Consider the following 16,691-nt stretch of genomic DNA (forward strand, 5'->3'; position numbering starts at 1 on the left):
CCCTGGCACTCGTCGGCGTTTTCGTCAGCGCCGCAGGAGGCGGCCGAGCAGCCAGCCGGCGCCGACCGCGATGGCGACCGACTGCATCGGCTTCTCGCGCACGTACTCGCGCGCCTGCTCCATCCAGAGCTCAGCCCTGTCCATGGTTTCGTCACGCAGCTGGCGGCCACGCTCGCTGAGATCCGCCGCCTTGTCGTTGGCCCGGTGGGCAGCGCTGGCGGCCTTGTCGGTCGCCCGATGCACGCCCGCCTCGACCTTGTCGGCGGTGGTGTCGACCGCCTGCTTGGTGCGCGCCACCGCATCGGAGGTGGCCTGCTTGACGCGCTCGGCGCCCTGGTCGATGCGGGCGTGCCCCTTCGAGGTGCCCGTGTCCGCCAGCAGCGGATCGGTCGCGTCGGAGGCGGCCATGGAAGGATTCGGCACGGCCGGGTTCAGACCGGGATCGCGCGGGGTGGACGAGCTTTGGATCGGGTTCATGGCGTTCTCCCGGTGGATGGTGAGGACACCGCCGCTCAACTGGCGCGGCGGAAGAAGGCAATGATCGCGAGGATCAGGAAGATGACGAACAGGATTTTCGCGATGCCCGCGGCGGCGCCGGCGATGCCGCCGAAACCGAGGATGGCAGCAATGATCGCGATGACCAGAAAGACGATGGCGTAATGCAGCATGACGGCTTCCTCATGGGTGAGAGTTGACCCCCTTCATGGGCCGGCCTGCAAGGCCCGACGTGGCTCATTCATCCACAGGGGCTGCCATCTGCACGTGAAGAGGCGCGTGCCAGTGCGCCTCCGTTCACTTCGCGTGCGGGTTGATCGCGTAAGTGCCGGTCAGCCCGGCGCGGGCGAGCACGTGGCCGTCTATCGCCTGGCGCAGCTGCCCGACGCCGAAGCCCGGAGACAGGCCAAGGCCCGGAATGTCCAGCGCATGCAGTTCGAAGCGGTAGCGGTGCACGCGCGCGTCGTTCCAGGGCGGGCATGGGCCATCGTAGCCAAGGTAGGTGCCGGCCATGTCCGGATCGGAGGCGAACCAGCCGCCGTAGTCGTTCGCGCCCTGGACGCTGCCGGGCGGGCCGGCGGGCGTGCGCTTGCCGCGCGGGGTGACGCCGTCGCTGCACGAACCGTTTCCCAGCTCGCCGCATTCGGCCGGGATGTCGGCCATCAGCCAGTGCACGAAATCGGTGCGCGGCAGGTCGGCACTGACCGTGCGGCCTTCCTTGTTGACGTCGTCGCCGCGGCTGGGCGCGTCGCCATCGATGCAGGTGAGCACGAACGAGCGCGTGCCGGGCGGGGCGTCGCGCCAGGCCAGGTGCGGGTTGCGGTTGTCGGACAGGGCGATCGGGTCGCCCGGCTTGCCGAAGGCGCACGCGGGCGGAATCGGCTCGCCATCCTGGAAGTCGTTGCTGCGTAGTTGCATGGAAACTCTCCTGTCGTCGAAATCCAGCTCCCCCTCTCCTCCCGGGAGAGGGCGCAAGTCAGCGCCGGTACGTCACGCGGTACACCGCTCCGGCCAGGTCGTCGCTCACCAGCAAACTGCCATCGGGCAACGGCTGCACATCCACCGGCCGGCCCCACGCCTGCTCGTCCTGCTCGAACCCGGTGATGAAGGGTTCGTAGGACGCGATCTTGCCGCCATCCAGCCGCACGCTCATCACGCGATAGCCCGACTTCTTCGTGCGGTTCCACGAACCATGCTCGGCGACGAAGATCGCCCCCTGGTAACGCGCCGGGAACTGCGTGCCGGTGTAGAAGCGCAGCCCCAGCGAGGCCACGTGCGCGCCCAGCTTGAGCACCGGCGGCGCGTAGTCCTTGCAGGGATGGCCCTTGCCGAATTCCGGATCGGCGATGTCCCCCTGGTGGCAGTACGGATAACCGAAATGCTGGCCGAGGTGGTCGACGCGATTGAGCTCGTCGCTGGGCACGTCGTCGCCGAGCAGGTCGCGACCGTTGTCGGTGAACCACAGCTTGCCGGTGGACGGCCGCCAGTCGAAGCCGACCGTGTTGCGGATGCCGTAGGCGACGTCGGTGAGGCCGCTGCCGTCCGGATTCATGCGGGTGAGCTTGGCGTAGGCCTTGTCCTTGTCGCACAGGTTGCAGGGCGCGCCGATCGGCACGTACAGCTTGCCGTCGGGACCGAAGGCGATGAACTTCCAGCCGTGGTGCGTTTCGGTAGGGAACTTGCCGTAGACCAGTTCGGGCGCGGGTGGGTGGTCCAGGTGGTTTTCGATGTCGCGCAACACCAGGATGCGGCTTACCGCCGAGACGTACAGGTCGCCCCTGTGGAAGGCCACGCCGACCGGCAGCTGCAATCCGCTGGCGACGACGCGCACCTTTTCCGCGCGACCGTCGTGGTCGGCATCGGTCAGCGCATAGACCTTGCCGGCGTCCATCGAACCGACGAACACGGTGCCCTTGGCGCCCACCGCCAGCTCGCGTGCCTGCGGAACCTGGTCGGAATAGACGGCGATATGGAAGCCCTTGGGCAGGGTCAGCCGGTCCAGTGCCGGGGTGGCCCAGGCGGGTGCGGCGGACAGGGCCAGCAAGAGCAGGAAGGGCAGACGCATGACGACTCTCCTTGGGGGCGGAAAGGCCAGCGTAGCGCTCGCGCCGTGAAGCCGGAAAGGATGGGCCCGCCCGGGCGCCTGCTGCTACCGTACGCGCCTCACGAGGGGGATGCATGAGCGAACTGGACGACCTGGCCACCCTGGTCCGCGCGGCCACGCCGTTGCTGGTGATCGAGACGGTGGACGAGCAGCGCGTGATCGAGTGCTTCCGCCACGTCATCGCGCAGTCGCTGCGTCCGTTGTGGCGCTGGACGCTGACCGACGGCCTGGGTCGCCTGGATTTCGTCCAGCCCACCGGCGAGGCCGTTGCGCCGGACGCCAGCGCCACGCTGGAGGCGATCCGCGCCGCCGACGAACGCGGCGTCTACCTGCTGTTCGATTTCCATCCGTTCCTGCGCTACGCGATGAGCCTGCGCCAGATGCGCGAGATCGTGCAGCGCCACCGGAGCGCGACGCACACGCTGGTGCTGGTCGGCGCCAGGATCGAGCTGCCCGAAGAACTCGAAGCGCTCGCCACGCGCGTGCCGCTGGCGCTGCCGGATCTGAAGGAACTGGCCGCCATCCTGCGCGGCGAGGCCGCCGCCTGGCAGCGCGAGCAGGGGCGCCGGCTGGAGGTCGACGGCGACGCGGCGCGCACGATGGTGCGCAACCTGGTCGGCCTGTCCGGCCCCGACGCGCGACGCATCGTGCGCAAGCTGATCTACAACGACGGCGCGCTCGGCACCGCCGACCTGCCGGAGCTGATGCGCTCGAAGTTCGACCTGCTCAACCGATCCGGCCTGCTGCACTACGAATACGCCACCGCGAGCTTCGCCGACGTCGCCGGCGTGGCGCGGCTCAACGCCTGGGTGCAGCGTCGGCGCGCGGTATTCCTCGATCCCCAGCCGGCGCTCGATCCGCCCAGGGGCGTGCTGCTTCTGGGCGTGCAGGGCTGCGGCAAGAGCCTGGCGGCGAAGGCCACCGCCGGTGGGTTCGGCGTGCCGCTGGTGCGGCTGGATTTCGGCACGCTGTACGACAAGTACCAGGGCGAGACCGAGAAGAACCTGCGCGAGGCGCTGGCCAGCGTGGAACTGCTCGCGCCCTGCGTGCTGTGGATCGACGAGATCGAGAAAGGCCTGGCCAGCGGTGGCGGCGAAGACGGCGGCGTGTCGCGCCGCGTACTCGGTTACCTGCTGACCTGGATGGCCGAACGCAAGGCCAAGGTGTTCGTGGTCGCCACCGCCAATGCGGTCGACCAGCTGCCGGCCGAACTGCTGCGCAAGGGTCGCTTCGACGAGATCTTCTTCGTCGACCTGCCCACGCCGGCCGCGCGCGCGGCGGTGTTCGCGCTGCATCTCGAACGGCGCAAGCTCGATCCGGCGGGCTTCGACCTGCCGGCCCTTGCCGCCGCGAGCGACGGCTTCTCCGGCGCCGAGATCGAACAGGCCATCGTCAGCGCTCTCTACGACACTGCCGGCAGCGGCGCACCGCCGGACCAGGCCGCGCTGTGCCGAGCGCTGGAGCAGACCCGTCCGCTGTCGGTGCTCATGCGCGAGCAGGTGCAGGCGCTGCGCGACTGGGCTCGCGAACGCTGCGTGCCGGCCGACTGATTCCCGCTTCGTCTCCTCCCCTTCCCCCGCAGCCGGATCCTCATCCCGGGCTGCTCGGCGGAGGGTGACGGAGCCAATCACGAGGGCTGCAAAACTTGCAGCCCGACGCAAATGTTGCGCGCTTACCGGCCGGAAACACCCGCAAACCGCGTCGCGCGAAAGGGCACGCTTCTTGCCGCCTGGGGAAACCCCCGCGGCCGGTGCTCCGTGCCGGTCGTCTCCCTCCGCAGACGACAGAAGGACGCTTCCCATGTTCGCTCACAACAAACGGCTGCAGTACACGGTGCGGGTCTCCGAATGCAATCCCGCGCTGGCCAATCTCATGCTCGAACAGTTCGGCGGACCGCAGGGCGAACTCGCCGCCGCGATGCGCTACTTCACCCAGGCGCTGGCCGAGGACGATCCCGGGCGCAAGGACATGCTGCTGGACATCGCCACCGAGGAACTGAGCCACCTGGAGGTGATCGGCACCATCGTCGGCATGCTCAACAAGGGTGCCAAGGGCAAGCTCGCCGAAGGTGCCCAGGAACAGGCGCAGGCGTTTCGCGAGCTGCAGGGCGCCGGCAACGACTCGCACGTGACCCAGGTGCTCTACGGCGGCGGACCGGCGTTGACCAATTCCGGTGGCCAGTTGTGGACCGCCGGCTACATCGATTCGATCGGCGAGCCCACGGCCGACCTGCGCTCGAACATCGCCGCCGAGGCTCGCGCCAAGATCATCTACGAGCGGCTGATCAACGTGACCGCCGATGCCGGCGTGCGCGACGCGCTGGGCTTCCTGATGACCCGCGAGATCGCCCACCAGCAGTCGTTCGAGAAGGCGTTGTACGCGATCGAGCCCAACTTCCCGCCGGGCAAGCTGCCGGGCAAGGAGGAGTTCGCCAACGTCTACGTCAACACCTCCCAGGGCGAGGGTGACATGCGCGGTCCGTGGAACAGCGACGACAACTTCCAGTTCGTCAGCGACCGCGAAAAGATGCTGGCGATGGATGGCGGCAGCGGCATGCCGGAAGTGGCAATGACCGACCAGCAGCGTTCGGTGCTGATGGAGATGGCCAAGCGCACGCGCTCGGATCCCTCGATCAATCCGGAAACCGGTGCCGAGCTGGGCCGCAGCGGCGGCCAGCCGCGAGGCACACGCCACTAGCTCCAGGAAACCGTGGGGGGCTTCTGCCCCGCCTTGCCCGCAAGGATGAGGGGCTGGGGCCCACCCTGCGTGCTGCTTGCTCAGCCGAAGGCGGTATCGAGCAGCATCATCAACACGAAGCCGACCATCAGCCCGCCGGTGGCGAAGTGCTCGTGTCCCTGCCGGTGCGATTCGGGGATGATTTCGTGGCTGACCACGAACAACATCGCCCCGGCCGCGAAGCCCAGCCCGACGGGCAACAGCATCGGGTAGTCGATCACGACGCCGGCGCCGACCAGGGCGCCGACCGGTTCGATCAGGCCCGATGCCATCCCCACCGATACCGCCCAGCGCCGGCGGTAGCCCGCGGCCATCAGCGCGATCGCCACCACCAATCCCTCGGGCAGATCCTGGATGGCGATGCCGGTGGCCAGCGCCACACCGTGCGCCACACCCGGCCCGAAGCCCACGCCGATCGCCAGCCCTTCGGGTAGGTTGTGCAGGCAGATGGCGAACACGAACAGCCAGGCGCGCTTGAGCCGCAGCGACGGATGCCCTTCCGGTCCCTTGATGAAATGCTCGTGGGGCAACACGCGTTCGAGCAGCACCAGCGCGGCCGCGCCGATGAGGATCGCCACGCCGACCAGCGCGCCCGCCGCCCATGGGCCTTCGCCCTGGCGCTGGGCCTCCTGGATCCCCGGTAGGGCCAGCGAGAAGGCGCTGGCCGCCAGCATCACGCCCGCGCCGAAACCGAACATGGTGTCCTGCGTGCGCTGATCGATTTTCCTCGCGAACAGCGCAGGCACCGTGCCCAGTGCGGTGGCGGCCGCGCCCGCGACGCCACCCAGGCAGGCCGCGAGGATCGGCGTCATGCCCATGCTTCGGTCCTGCGCGTGGGTAGGGTCGTCGCGGGCATGCGGTTACGGGTCAGCGGGCAGGCGTCCAGCATGGCGCCCGGGCGGCCCCGGCGGCGTGAACGGATACGTTGATCCGCGGCGCGGTGCCGCCCATGCTGGCGGAACCGCCCCGGTTCCCGCGAGATCCCCATGTCCACGCTCCCGCCCTTCCACCTCGCCTTCCCGGTCACCTCGCTGGCCAAGGCGCGCGCCTTCTACGGCGGGCTGCTCGGTTGCCCCGAGGGGCGCTCCAGCGAGGACTGGGTCGATTTCGACTTCCACGGCCACCAGATCGTGGCGCACCTTGCTCCGGAAGAAGCTCGCGCGGTCGCCGCGCACGAGGTCGACGGCGATGCGGTGCCGGTGCGCCACTTCGGGCTGGTGCTGGCGATGGATGCCTGGCAATCGTTGGCCGACCGGCTGCGGGCGGCGGGTACGCGATTCGTCGTCGAGCCGCACATCCGCTTCCGTGGCCAGCCGGGCGAACAGGCGACCATGTTCCTGCTCGACCCGTGCGGCAACGCCCTGGAGTTCAAGGCCTTCGCCGATCCGGCGCGTCTGTTCGCGAAATAACCCAGGGTGGGCTTCGGCCCATCGCACGATGGCGCCAAGCCGGTGGGCTGCAAGCCAACTTACGCCAGCAACGCGTTGAACCGCGCGGCGATGTACTCGTCGGTGAAGCTCACCATGTCGGCGCCGCGAATGAAGCCGCAATGGCCGCCGTGTTCGGCGATGTCGAGCTCGATGTTCGGCGGCAGCTGCAGTTGCTCGAAGGCCCGGACCGGAATCACCGGGTCGTCGCGCGCGGTAAGGATGGTTGCCGGGATGGCCAGGCCGGCGAGCGCGTCGCGCGCTACCGAATAGCCGTCCAGGTAAGCCTGCAGCGAATCGAAGTCGGTGTGCCGCAGTACCAGCGCCTCGGTCAGCCCGCGCAGGCTCTGCTTGAGCTCGGCCAGCTCGAAGTACTGGCGCTGCGGAAAGGCCTGCTGCTTGGCTTTCAGCGACTGCCGCCACTTGCGCATGAAGTACGCCTGGTAGAACCAGGGCGCGCTTTCTTCCAGCGAGAACAGGCCTTCGCCGGGATCGATGATCGGGCACACCGCCAGCGCGTAGTCCAGCGCGATCCCTGCCGCCGGCGCGCGCAGCGCCGCCCGCAGGGCGAAATTGCCGCCCAGCGAAAAGCCGGCCAGCGCGGTCACCGGCCGCGGCCAGCGGCGCACGATGTCGCCGAGCGCGTTGGCCACCTCGTCGATGCGGCAGGAATGGAACAGCGCCTCGTTGAGGTGGTGGCTCGCGCCATGGTCGCGGAAGTTGAGCCGGAACACGTCCCAGCCGTCGCGCAGCAGGCGGCTGCCGGTCTGCAGCACGTAAGTCGAATCGACACTGCCTTCCCAGCCGTGGAACAGCACCGCCAGGCCGCGCGAGGCACCACCGGTGCGTTGCGCGGTGAACGCGCCGGTCAGGCGCACGCCCTCGCCGCCATCGACCAGCACCGGCTCAGCGCCCTCGAGCACCTCGCGCGCACTCTTGGGCAGCAGCAACCGACGCACGCCACTGGAGGAAAGCATGGTCTGCAGATGGCCGCTGGTCAGCGGCCAGGGGGGACGGAAATCCTTTCCGCGGGGCAGCTCGCTCATGCGTGCGCGTCTTCCAGGGCCGCGCCGGTGCGCTCGCGCGAGAGGTCGGCCATGCGCCGGCGCGCCTCGGGCATCGCCGGCACGGGCGCAAGGAAATGCACTTCGGCGTCCAGCGGCGCCTCGCCCAGCATGCGCAGGAGGTTGCCCATGAAGTTCTCGCCCTCGCGGAAGCCGGCGTCGACCACCCGCTTGCCGTTGCGCGCGAAGCGCAGCGCCACCGGCTGCACCGGCACCTGGGCGTCCAGCCCGGCCTGGAAGATGCGCGCGTGGAACACCTTGAGCACGCCGTTGTGGCCGGTGCCTCCCTCGGGAAACACGGCCACCGAGCGGTGGCCGCGCAGGCGCTCGACCATCGCCTGCATCACCGCCGCCAGCGAATGGTTGCTGCCGCGCCGGTGGAAGATCGTGCCGCCGGTCGCGGCCATCCAGCCGACCAGCGGCCAGCGCGCGATCTCGGCCTTGGCGACGAAGCAGGCGGCGCGCTGGCTATGCAGCAGCTCGATGTCGATCCACGAGGTGTGGTTGGCGACGAACAGCACCGGGTCGGGCAGCGGCTTGCCGACGCGCACCGAGCGCAGGCCGAAGATGCGCATCAGCATGGTCGACCACCAGCGGATCATGCGGTGCGCGAACGGCTCGCGGCCGTCGACCATCACCCGGTGGCGGTTCCAGCTGAGGATGCCCGCGCACAGCAGGATGCCCAGCAGGATGTGCAGCAGCAGCAGCGGCACCCGCCACAGGTAGCGCAGAGGGCGCCAGGGATCGCGGTCTGGAGTCAGGGCGGTGTCCATGAGCCGGTTAGTTTATCGTTTTCGTCCTGCCCCAGCGCATCGCCTGGCGCGCAGGTGGCCGCCCCCCGTGCGGAAAGGTCGCCGAAGCCGGCCCCGCGGGGTCATGGTTCCAACTGCCCCAGCGGCAACGAGGGCGAGCGCTTGACGGTGCGCAGCACGAAGCTCGAATTGGCGTCGGCCACGCCCGCGTCGTTGAGCAGCCGGTCGAGCAGGAAGCGCGAGAAGTGCGGCAGGTCGGCCACGTACACGTGGAGCAGGTAGTCCATGTCGCCGGTCAATGCGTGGCACGCGACGACTTCCTCCCAGCCTTCCACCTTCTCCACGAAGCGGTCGATTGCGCCCGCCTCATGCCGCGCCAGCTGTACGCGCACGAACGCCTGCAGGCCCAGGCCGACTGACTGCGGGTCGATCTGCGCGGCGTAGCCGGTGACGATGCCATCGGCTTCCAGCCGCTGCAGCCGCCGCAGGCAGGCCGAGGCCGACAGGCTGACCCGTTCGGCCAGCTCCGCGTTGGTGATGCGCCCTTCCCCCTGCAGCACGGCGAGCAGGCGCAGGTCGGTGCGATCGAGCTTGGACATGGCAGCTTGCTCCACTTTACGAGCGCTCGGCGCAAGAATACTGCGCCACCTAACGGGTGATTCACAACAAACGCAACCTTCGTGCAGCCCACACTGCGTATTCTTGAAAGATCGAAGGCTTGCGCCTGAACCGCCCGGAGTCGCCATGGAAACCGCCACGCCCCGCAAGGTCGAACACCAGCAGACCGACCGCGGTTACGTACCGGTCTACGCCACCGGCGTGGTGGAGCAACCCTGGTCGAGCTATACCCGCACGGACCACGAGGTGTGGGACACGCTGTTCGCGCGCCAGTGCGAAATGCTGCCGGGGCGTGCCTGCCAGGAGTTCCTCGACGGCGTGGCCAAGTTCGGCCTTGGCGCCGGCGGCATTCCGAAGTTCGCCGACATCAACCAGGTACTTTCCAAAGCCACCGGCTGGGAGCTGGTCGCGGTCGAGGGATTGCTGCCGGATGAGGTGTTCTTCGATCACCTGGCCAACCGTCGCTTTCCCGTGAGCTGGTGGATCCGCAAGCCCGACCAGCTGGACTACCTGTCCGAGCCGGACCTGTTCCATGACCTGTTCGGCCACGTGCCGCTGCTGCTCAACCCGGTGTTCGCCGACTACATGCAGGCCTACGGCCGTGGCGGCATGAAGGCGCACGCGATCGGGCCCGAGGCGCTGATGAACCTCACGCGGTTGTACTGGTACACGGTGGAGTTCGGGCTGATCAACACGCGCGAGGGGATGCGCATCTACGGCGCGGGCATCGTCAGTTCCAAGGGCGAATCGGTGTACAGCCTGGATTCGGACGCGCCCAACCGGATCGGCTTCGATCTCGAGCGCGTGATGAGCACGCGCTACCGCATCGATACGTACCAGCAGACCTACTTCGTGATCGACAGCTTCGAGCAGCTGTTCGAGGCGACGTCGCCGGACTTCACGCCGATCTACGCGCGCCTGCGCGAGAACGCGCCGCACGCCGCCGCCGACGTGCTGGACGATACCGACCGCGTATTCCACTACGGCAGCCACGAAGGTTTCGCCACCAACGCGGACACCTGAGCGCCCGACCCTGGGCCCGACCGGCATCTTCCACGCATGACGCGATGGCCGGCATGGCAGTCGCGCCCACGCGCGCACCTACATCAGTCGACGCTTTGCCATCCAGTCGCGCACCACGCCGGTCCACAGTGCGTAGCCCTCGGCATTGAGGTGCAGCCCGTCGTCGTCGAACCAGCGCGGATCGGCCTCGCCGTCGGCGCCGAGCATCGGCGAGTGGATGTCCAGGAAATCCACCCCGCGTTCGTCCGCACAGGTGCGGATCAATGCGTTGGCCCGGCGGATCAGCGGCAGCTGCCTGCGCCGCGAAAGATTGGGTTTGATCGACAGATAGGCGAACGGCACCTCGCCTGCCCAGCGGCGCGCCTGCGCGACGAAGGCGCGGAAAGCGTCGCGCACCTGTTCGGGCGACTTGCCGTCGGCCAGGTCGTTGCCGCCGGCGTACATCACGATCGCCCTCGGCCGGTAGGGCGCGACCAGCTGTTCGGCGAAGTACACGCTATCGGCGATTTCCGACCCGCCGAAGCCGCGATTGATGGTGGGCACGTCCGGGAAATCCGCCGCCAGCGTATGCCACAACCGGATCGATGAGCTGCCCACGAACAGCACCGCGTCCACCGGCGGCGGCGCGAGCCTGTCGATCGCCGCGAACACCGCGATCTCGCTCTGCCATTCGATGAACTCGGCGACCTCGCCGCCGGAAGGAGAAACCTGGTCGAGCATGCCGTCTCCGCCGGACGCTGGTTGCCGCGAGCCTAGGCGATCGGCGATCAAGGCGGCGTGGGTGCGCGCGGAAGCCTCAACGCGCGAGGTCCAGCGTCGCATGCAGCCAATTGCGCACCAGGCCCGTCCACAGGCGGTAGCCCTGCCGGTTCATGTGCAGGCCGTCCGGGCCGAACCATGTCGGTCGTGGCTGGCCATCCGGCCCCAGCATGGGCGTGAAGACGTCCAGATAGCCGATACCCTTCTGCCCGCGCGCGTACTCACGCACCAGCGCGTTCGCCCTGCGGATCTGCGGCAACAGGCTCTTGCGCGCCATGCTGGGCTTGATCGCGATGAAGGCGACTGGCACATCCGCGTCCAGCGACCGCGCGCGGCGCACGAAGGCGCCGAACTCATCGCGCACCTGCTCGGGCGTGCAGCCCTCGGCCAGGTCGTTGTCGCCGGCATAGAAGACGATGGCGCGCGGGTGATAGGGCCCCACCAGGCGATCGGCGTAGTAGGTGGCATCGGGAATGCGCGAGCCGCCGAAGCCGCGATTGATCACGGCGCGGCCAGGGAAGTCGGCGGACAGCGAGCTCCACATGCGGATCGACGAACTGCCCACGAACAGGACGGGATGCGCGGGCGGCGCTTGCGCGCGGTCGGCCGCAGCGAACGCGGCGATGTCCGTTTGCCACTGCTCGGGCCGGTCGGCACAGGCCTGCGCCAGCGAGGGCAGCAGCGCGAGTATCAGCAACAACCATGGGAGTCTCATTGGCTCAACCTACCACCCGTGGCGTCAGGGACAGGTTGGCGCGCACCGCCGGATCGCATGCCCGTCCGGCCGCTACGGCCGCTTGAGCTCGCTCACTTCGAGCACCTGCGCGATGCGCGTGCCGTCCCAGCGGTAGATGAAGTGCTGCGCCTGCACGCAGGGGGCGACCACGTCCGGGAAGAACGCCGCCACGCATTCGCCGCCGGCATGCCGCGCGCTGTCGTAGACGATGCCGCTGGCGCCGGCCGCGCGCAGCGTGCGCGCCAGCGCCACGCTGGCCGCGTAGTCGTGCGGATCGTGCGCGGCCGGCCAGCCGCCGCGCAGGTCGTGCAGCTTGCAGTCGATGCTGGTGCGATAGCAGCGCATCTCGATCTCGCACGCCGGCTCGGCGGTAGCGGCGAGGAAACGCTCGCGGTGGTAGACGGTTTCCTCCACGGCGGTGGCCACGCCGTGTGCGGCGTAGAACACGCCCCAGCTGCCGTCGGAGAAACGGCTGCCTTCGGGGTTCAGATGGGTGAACGCGGCCATCACCGGCGTGCTGCCCGGGCCGCTGATGCGCCGCCCGCGCGGCACGAGCTTCAAGGCGCCGGCTTCCTCGCGCAGGCGCGGGTTGGTCATCGCCTCGATGGCGAACAGCGCGTCCAGGTCCGCCGGGTCGGCGATGCGGTCGAACACGCCCACCGGCGGGAAGCGGCTGGGCACGATGCGGTAGGCATGGCTCCAGCGGATGCGTTTCAGGGGCGGCAGGTCGGCAGGCATGCAGGCTCCGGGTTGTGCGTCCTCCCGTCACCGGGGCGGGGAGAAACCAAGCATGGCAGCGCGAGGTCTCGCCGGGCGCGACCGGAGTCTCGCGCCCGCCTCAGCCGCGTTGCGCGTCCAGGTACTGGCGCACCACGTACAGATCGCCCACGTTGCCCGAAAGCATGCGCTCGAGCGCCGAGTGGCCGCCGAACAGCGGCGCCTGGTTCGGCTTGCGCAGCCAGGCGTCGGCCTGGGCCGGATCGGGGAACAGGATCTGCAGCGACTTCCAGATGCCGAGCAGGTAGCTGATCCGCTCGATCACGTCGCGGCCGGGATTGCCGTCCTGGTCACGCTTCCATTTGAAGAAGGTCGATTCGGCCGGGTCGCCAAGCAGGCGGCGCTGTTCGGCAATGCGCAGTTTCCAGTGCTCGGCCAGGCGGAAGAAGGAGCGCAGCGCGGGACCGCCAAGGTCACCGGCAGGGGCCTGTTCGGGACGGGGATGGGCCAGCATGCGAAACTCTCCTTTTGGAGTTCGCATCCAATTTACTGCAAATATGCAGTTGCCGCAAATCGCGTGCGTCCGCAGGTGGGCCTCGGCTACCTCCTGCGATGGCGTTTGGAAACGGTGGGCCGGAGCCCACCCTGCCGTTACTTGCAGTCGCAGCCGTAGCCGGGTTCCGGGCCTCCCTCGGCAATGAATCGGTCGATGCGCTTTTCCAGCACCGGCAGCGGCACCGAACCGAGCTGCAATACGGTGTCGTGGAAGTGCCGCAGGTCGAACCTGGCACCCAGTGCGTGCTCGGCCTTGCCGCGCAGCTCGCGCATCTTCAGGTAACCGAGTTCGTAGGACAGGGCCTGCCCGGGCCAGCTGATGTAGCGGTCCACCTCATTGGCGATTTCGCGCGCCGACAGCGCGGTGTTCTGTGTGAGGTAGTCGATCGCCTGTTGCCGCGTCCAGCCCAGGTGGTGGATGCCGGTGTCGACCACCAGCCGGCAGGCGCGCCACATCTGGTAGGTGAGGTAGCCGAAGCGCTGGTAGGGCGTCTTGTAGATGCCCATCTCGTTGCCCAGGTATTCGGAATACAGGCCCCAGCCCTCACCGAAGGCGGAGATGTAACCCTGGCGCCGGAACTCGGGTTGGCCCTTCTGCTCGGCAGCCAGTTCCAGCTGCAGCGCGTGGCCGGGATAGGACTCGTGCAGGGTCAGCGCCGGCATGTTGAAAAGCGGCCGCGACGGCAGGTCGTAGGTGTTGACCAGGTACGCGTCCGCGCCGCCGCGGCCGGAGGTGTAGTACGGCGCGATATCGGCCGGCACCGGCACGATGGCGAAGCGCGCGCGCGGCAGGTGGCCGAAGAAGCGGCTCATCTGGCCGTCCACTTCCTTGGCCACCCAGGCGGTGCGCTGCAGCAGCTCGTCGGGCGTTTTGGCGTAGAACTGCGGATCGGTGCGCAGGAAGTCGAGGAACGCGGGGAAGTCGCCCTTGAAGCCACTGTCCTTCATCGTCTGGAGCATCTGCGCGTGGATCTTCGCCACCTGCTCCAGGCCGATCGCGTGGATCGCATCGGGGTCCAGGTCCAGCGTGGTGTATTCGCGGATCTGCTGGCGATAGAACGCCTTGCCCTCCGGCAGTGCCTCGGCCGCCAGCGTGGTGCGCGCGTGCGGCACGTAGCTCTGGCGGAAGAAGGTCAGCAATTTGCCGTAGGCCGGGATCACCTCGTCGCGGATGCGCCGCAGCGCCTCGCCCTGCAGCGCCTGCGCCTGGTCGGCGGGGATCGCGCCCGGCATCTGCTCGAACGGTTTGTAGAAGCTGCTGGCGGTGGGATCCTTCAGCTCCGCCACGGCGGCGATCGACACGTCGCGCCCGTCCAGCACGGCGCGCGGCACCGAGAAGCCGCGCTTGAGGCCCAGCCGCATGTTGGCGATCTGCTGATCGAAGTAGGCGGGGATCTGCGCCAGCCGGTCGAGGTAGCGGCGGTAGTCGTCGGTGGTGCGCAGGTGGTCGGCGTCCAGTTCGTAGCCGATGTCGCTCCAGAACGCCGAGTCGCTGTTGAACGGCATCTGCCAGGTCTTGAAGCGCTGGTCGGCCAGCAGGTTCGCGATCTGCGCGTGGTAGATGGCGTAGTTGACCTGGTTGGCGGGCGAGAGCTGGCTTGCGGCGAGCGCATCGAGCCTGGCCAGCACCTGCTGCCATTGCTCCAGCCGCTGCTGCTGGCTGGCCGCGTCGACGTTGTCCAGCCGGCCGTTGTTCGGTTGCGGTTCGCCCGAGGCGCTGATGTCGCCCTGCCCGGTGCGCCACGCCCACTCCTGGGTGTAGATCGCCTTGAAGCGGTCGTCGGCGTCGTTGGCGTGCACGGCCGGGGCGAGCAGCAGGCCCGCGGCCAGCAGGCCGCCCAGCAGGTGGTTCATCGGGGAAGCTCCTTGCGAGGGAAGCGGTGATGATCGCAAAAGAAGCCCCTCCGATGGGCGCGCCGCGTAGGGTGGACTACACGCCTGCGTAGTACCCGCGCATGGCGTCCAGGTAGGCGTCCAGGTTGCGGCCTTCGCCCATCGCGAAGCGTTCGCCGGTTTCGTCGAACTGGTCGATGCGGTCAGGACGGAAGTTGCGGAACGCGCCGCGCAGGCGGCACCAGGTGCCCAGCGTCCACTTGCCGCCCCAGAACGCCAGGCACAGCGGCTCGACGTCGCGCGTGCTGGCCTGGCCCGCTTCGTCGCGATAGACCAGCCGCAGCACCAGCTGCGCCTCGATCGCCGCGTGCAGTCGGTCGATGCGCGCAGCGAACGCGGTGCTGTATTCGTCGCGCCACACCGGCGCGTAGATGCGCGTGCGCGCGGCGCGCTCGCGCAGTTCCGGCGGCAGCACCGCCTCGATCTTCATCAGCGCGGCCTGCGCGCCTTCGGCCAGGCGCTCGCCGGCGAAGGCGCGCACGAAGCGGGTGCCGACCACCAGCGATTCGAGCTCCTCGGCGGTGAACATCAGCGGCGGGATGTCCGCGCCCTTGCGCAGCACATAGCCCACCCCCGCCTCGCCCTCGATCGGCACGCCCGAGAGCTGCAGGTCGGCGACGTCGCGGTAGACCGTGCGCAGCGAGACGCCCAGCGTCTCGGCCAGCGAGCGCGCCTGCAGCGCGGTGCGGCGGCCGCGCAGGGCGTGGATGATGAGGAACAGGCGGTCGGCGCGGCGCATGCGCGCATGATCGCCGAGGCGCGACGCATGGGCCAGTGCGCCGGCACCCGCGGTCGCTCAGGACTGGCTGGCGAGAAACCCGGCATCCTTCGCTTCCGCCCGTTGCATCGCCGGGCGCGCACGCACGCGGGCGATGTAGTCGCGCACCGGCGGCACGTCCGGCACCAGTTTGAACATCGTGGTCCAGTGCAGCGCGGTGCCCCACAGCACGTCGGCGGCGGTGAAGCGCTCGCCGAGCAGCCAGGGCCCGGGTGTGAGCTGGGCGACGATGGCGTCCAGCACTTCCTGCCAGGTGCCATAGGGCGAGGTCGCGTGGGGCGCCGGCTCGCGTTGCATGGAATGATCGACCAGCGCCGGCTCGAAGCAGGAGCCATAGAACACCATCCAGCGCAGGTACGGCCCGCGCAGCGGATCGCCGATCGCCGGCGCCAGTCCCTTGTCCGGATAGAGGTCGGCCAAGTACATCATCACCGCCGGCTGCTCGGTGACCATGGCGCCGTCGTGGCGGATCGCCGGCACCTTGCCCAGCGGGTTGAGTGCGAGGTAGGCCGGGTCGCGCTGCGTGCCGGCCTTGAGATCCAGCAGATGCAGGTCGTAGTCGACGCCCAGTTCCTCGAGCAGCGCCAGCGTGCCGCGCGAGCGCGACTGCGGCGCGTGGAAGAAGGTGATCTCCGGTGCGTTCATGGCGTGTTCTCCGGCGGCCGATGGCAGACCGCTTCCAGGTTGTGTCCATCCGGGCCGATCACGAAGGCGCCGTAGTAGTTGTCGTGGTATTGCGGGCGCAGCCTGGGCGCGCCGTTGTCGCGCGCGCCGGCCGCCAGCGCGGCGCGATGGAAGGCGTCGACCTGCGCTCGGCTGGCGGCCGCGAAGGCCATGTGCAGTGGTCCCGGGACATGGTCGGCGCGGGTCAGCCAGAGCTCCTGCTCGGCCGTTCGACCCCGACCGGCGGCCAGGCCCACGGCGTCGGGAAAGCCTTTCACCACCGCGATGCCCAACGGCTGCAGCGCCTGCTCGTAGAAGCGGCGCGCGTGTTCCAGGTCGGTCACGGGGAGCCCGAGATGATCGAACATGGC

General features: G+C 68.9%; 20 protein-coding genes. 4 read left to right on the forward strand and 16 right to left on the reverse strand.

Translation table 11 applies throughout. The features are described 5' to 3' along the window. Positions 1–24 precede the first annotated feature (24 nt). The 4 genes from LQ772_RS16635 to LQ772_RS16650 form a co-directional block, all read right to left on the reverse strand. On the reverse strand, positions 25–477 hold the full coding sequence (locus tag LQ772_RS16635; RefSeq protein WP_231322519.1) for an ElaB/YgaM/YqjD family protein: 453 nt from the start codon (positions 475–477) through the stop codon (positions 25–27). Positions 478–512: 35 nt separating this feature from the next. Further along, the gene (locus LQ772_RS16640; protein WP_091335435.1) at positions 513–668 is read right to left on the reverse strand and encodes a DUF1328 domain-containing protein; all 156 of its coding nucleotides are present in this window, start codon (positions 666–668) and stop codon (positions 513–515) included. Positions 669–792: 124 nt separating this feature from the next. Continuing rightward, positions 793–1,413, reverse strand: a complete 621-nt coding sequence (locus LQ772_RS16645) for a YbhB/YbcL family Raf kinase inhibitor-like protein (protein ID WP_231322520.1) — start codon at positions 1,411–1,413, stop codon at positions 793–795. A gap of 58 nt (positions 1,414–1,471) precedes the next feature. Continuing rightward, positions 1,472–2,560 (reverse strand): PQQ-dependent sugar dehydrogenase, encoded by a 1,089-nt coding sequence (locus LQ772_RS16650; RefSeq protein ID WP_231322522.1) that lies wholly within the window; start codon positions 2,558–2,560, stop codon positions 1,472–1,474. Between the two features lie 113 nt (positions 2,561–2,673). On the opposite strand from LQ772_RS16650, the gene LQ772_RS16655 reads away from it, so the two are divergent. Beyond that, a complete protein-coding gene (locus LQ772_RS16655) occupies positions 2,674–4,149 on the forward strand; it encodes an AAA family ATPase (protein WP_231322524.1) in 1,476 nt (491 codons plus the stop codon). 250 nt (positions 4,150–4,399) lie between these two features. After that, positions 4,400–5,296 carry a manganese catalase family protein gene (locus tag LQ772_RS16660; protein ID WP_231322526.1) on the forward strand — a complete coding sequence of 299 codons (897 nt, stop codon included), beginning with the start codon at positions 4,400–4,402 and terminating at the stop codon, positions 5,294–5,296. 80 nt (positions 5,297–5,376) lie between these two features. Here LQ772_RS16660 and LQ772_RS16665 read toward each other — a convergent pair whose 3' ends face one another. Further along, entirely contained in the window at positions 5,377–6,147 is a 771-nt protein-coding gene (locus LQ772_RS16665) for a ZIP family metal transporter (protein WP_231322528.1), read from the reverse strand. Positions 6,148–6,321: 174 nt separating this feature from the next. Here LQ772_RS16665 and LQ772_RS16670 point away from each other — a divergent pair, with 174 nt between their 5' ends. Further along, entirely contained in the window at positions 6,322–6,744 is a 423-nt protein-coding gene (locus tag LQ772_RS16670) for a VOC family protein (protein ID WP_231322530.1), read from the forward strand. Positions 6,745–6,803: 59 nt separating this feature from the next. On the opposite strand, the gene LQ772_RS16675 is transcribed toward LQ772_RS16670, so the two are convergent. The 3 genes from LQ772_RS16675 to LQ772_RS16685 form a co-directional block, all read right to left on the reverse strand. Next, positions 6,804–7,808 (reverse strand): YheT family hydrolase, encoded by a 1,005-nt coding sequence (locus LQ772_RS16675; protein ID WP_231322532.1) that lies wholly within the window; start codon positions 7,806–7,808, stop codon positions 6,804–6,806. After that, positions 7,805–8,599 (reverse strand): lysophospholipid acyltransferase family protein, encoded by a 795-nt coding sequence (locus LQ772_RS16680; protein WP_231322533.1) that lies wholly within the window; start codon positions 8,597–8,599, stop codon positions 7,805–7,807. The genes LQ772_RS16675 and LQ772_RS16680 overlap by 4 nt, the downstream gene beginning before the upstream one ends. Before the next feature lie 101 nt (positions 8,600–8,700). Further along, positions 8,701–9,177, reverse strand: a complete 477-nt coding sequence (locus LQ772_RS16685; protein WP_231322535.1) for an Lrp/AsnC family transcriptional regulator — start codon at positions 9,175–9,177, stop codon at positions 8,701–8,703. A gap of 145 nt (positions 9,178–9,322) precedes the next feature. On the opposite strand from LQ772_RS16685, the gene phhA reads away from it, so the two are divergent. Beyond that, positions 9,323–10,219 (forward strand): phenylalanine 4-monooxygenase, encoded by an 897-nt coding sequence (gene phhA, locus LQ772_RS16690; protein ID WP_231322537.1) that lies wholly within the window; start codon positions 9,323–9,325, stop codon positions 10,217–10,219. A gap of 78 nt (positions 10,220–10,297) precedes the next feature. Here the strand turns inward: phhA and LQ772_RS16695 are convergent, their stop codons facing one another. From LQ772_RS16695 to LQ772_RS16730, 8 genes are all read right to left on the reverse strand, one after another. Then, positions 10,298–10,939 (reverse strand): GDSL-type esterase/lipase family protein, encoded by a 642-nt coding sequence (locus LQ772_RS16695; RefSeq protein WP_231322539.1) that lies wholly within the window; start codon positions 10,937–10,939, stop codon positions 10,298–10,300. Between the two features lie 76 nt (positions 10,940–11,015). After that, entirely contained in the window at positions 11,016–11,693 is a 678-nt protein-coding gene (locus LQ772_RS16700) for an SGNH/GDSL hydrolase family protein (protein ID WP_231322541.1), read from the reverse strand. A gap of 72 nt (positions 11,694–11,765) precedes the next feature. Beyond that, positions 11,766–12,452, reverse strand: a complete 687-nt coding sequence (locus LQ772_RS16705; protein WP_231322542.1) for an RES family NAD+ phosphorylase — start codon at positions 12,450–12,452, stop codon at positions 11,766–11,768. A gap of 100 nt (positions 12,453–12,552) precedes the next feature. Next, a complete protein-coding gene (locus tag LQ772_RS16710; RefSeq protein ID WP_231322544.1) occupies positions 12,553–12,945 on the reverse strand; it encodes an MbcA/ParS/Xre antitoxin family protein in 393 nt (130 codons plus the stop codon). Positions 12,946–13,082: 137 nt separating this feature from the next. Continuing rightward, positions 13,083–14,840, reverse strand: a complete 1,758-nt coding sequence (locus tag LQ772_RS16715) for a DUF885 domain-containing protein (RefSeq protein ID WP_231322545.1) — start codon at positions 14,838–14,840, stop codon at positions 13,083–13,085. A 76-nt stretch (positions 14,841–14,916) separates the two neighbouring features. Further along, complete coding sequence (locus tag LQ772_RS16720) at positions 14,917–15,618, reverse strand: helix-turn-helix transcriptional regulator (protein WP_231322547.1); 702 nt, start codon at positions 15,616–15,618, stop codon at positions 14,917–14,919. A gap of 57 nt (positions 15,619–15,675) precedes the next feature. Continuing rightward, positions 15,676–16,302 (reverse strand): glutathione S-transferase family protein, encoded by a 627-nt coding sequence (locus tag LQ772_RS16725; protein WP_231322549.1) that lies wholly within the window; start codon positions 16,300–16,302, stop codon positions 15,676–15,678. Beyond that, the gene (locus LQ772_RS16730; protein WP_231322551.1) at positions 16,299–16,688 is read right to left on the reverse strand and encodes a VOC family protein; all 390 of its coding nucleotides are present in this window, start codon (positions 16,686–16,688) and stop codon (positions 16,299–16,301) included. The genes LQ772_RS16725 and LQ772_RS16730 overlap by 4 nt, the downstream gene beginning before the upstream one ends. Positions 16,689–16,691: the final 3 nt, after the last annotated feature.

The sequence above is a fragment of the Frateuria edaphi genome, from assembly GCF_021117405.1.
GTDB lineage: Bacteria > Pseudomonadota > Gammaproteobacteria > Xanthomonadales > Rhodanobacteraceae > Frateuria_A > Frateuria_A edaphi.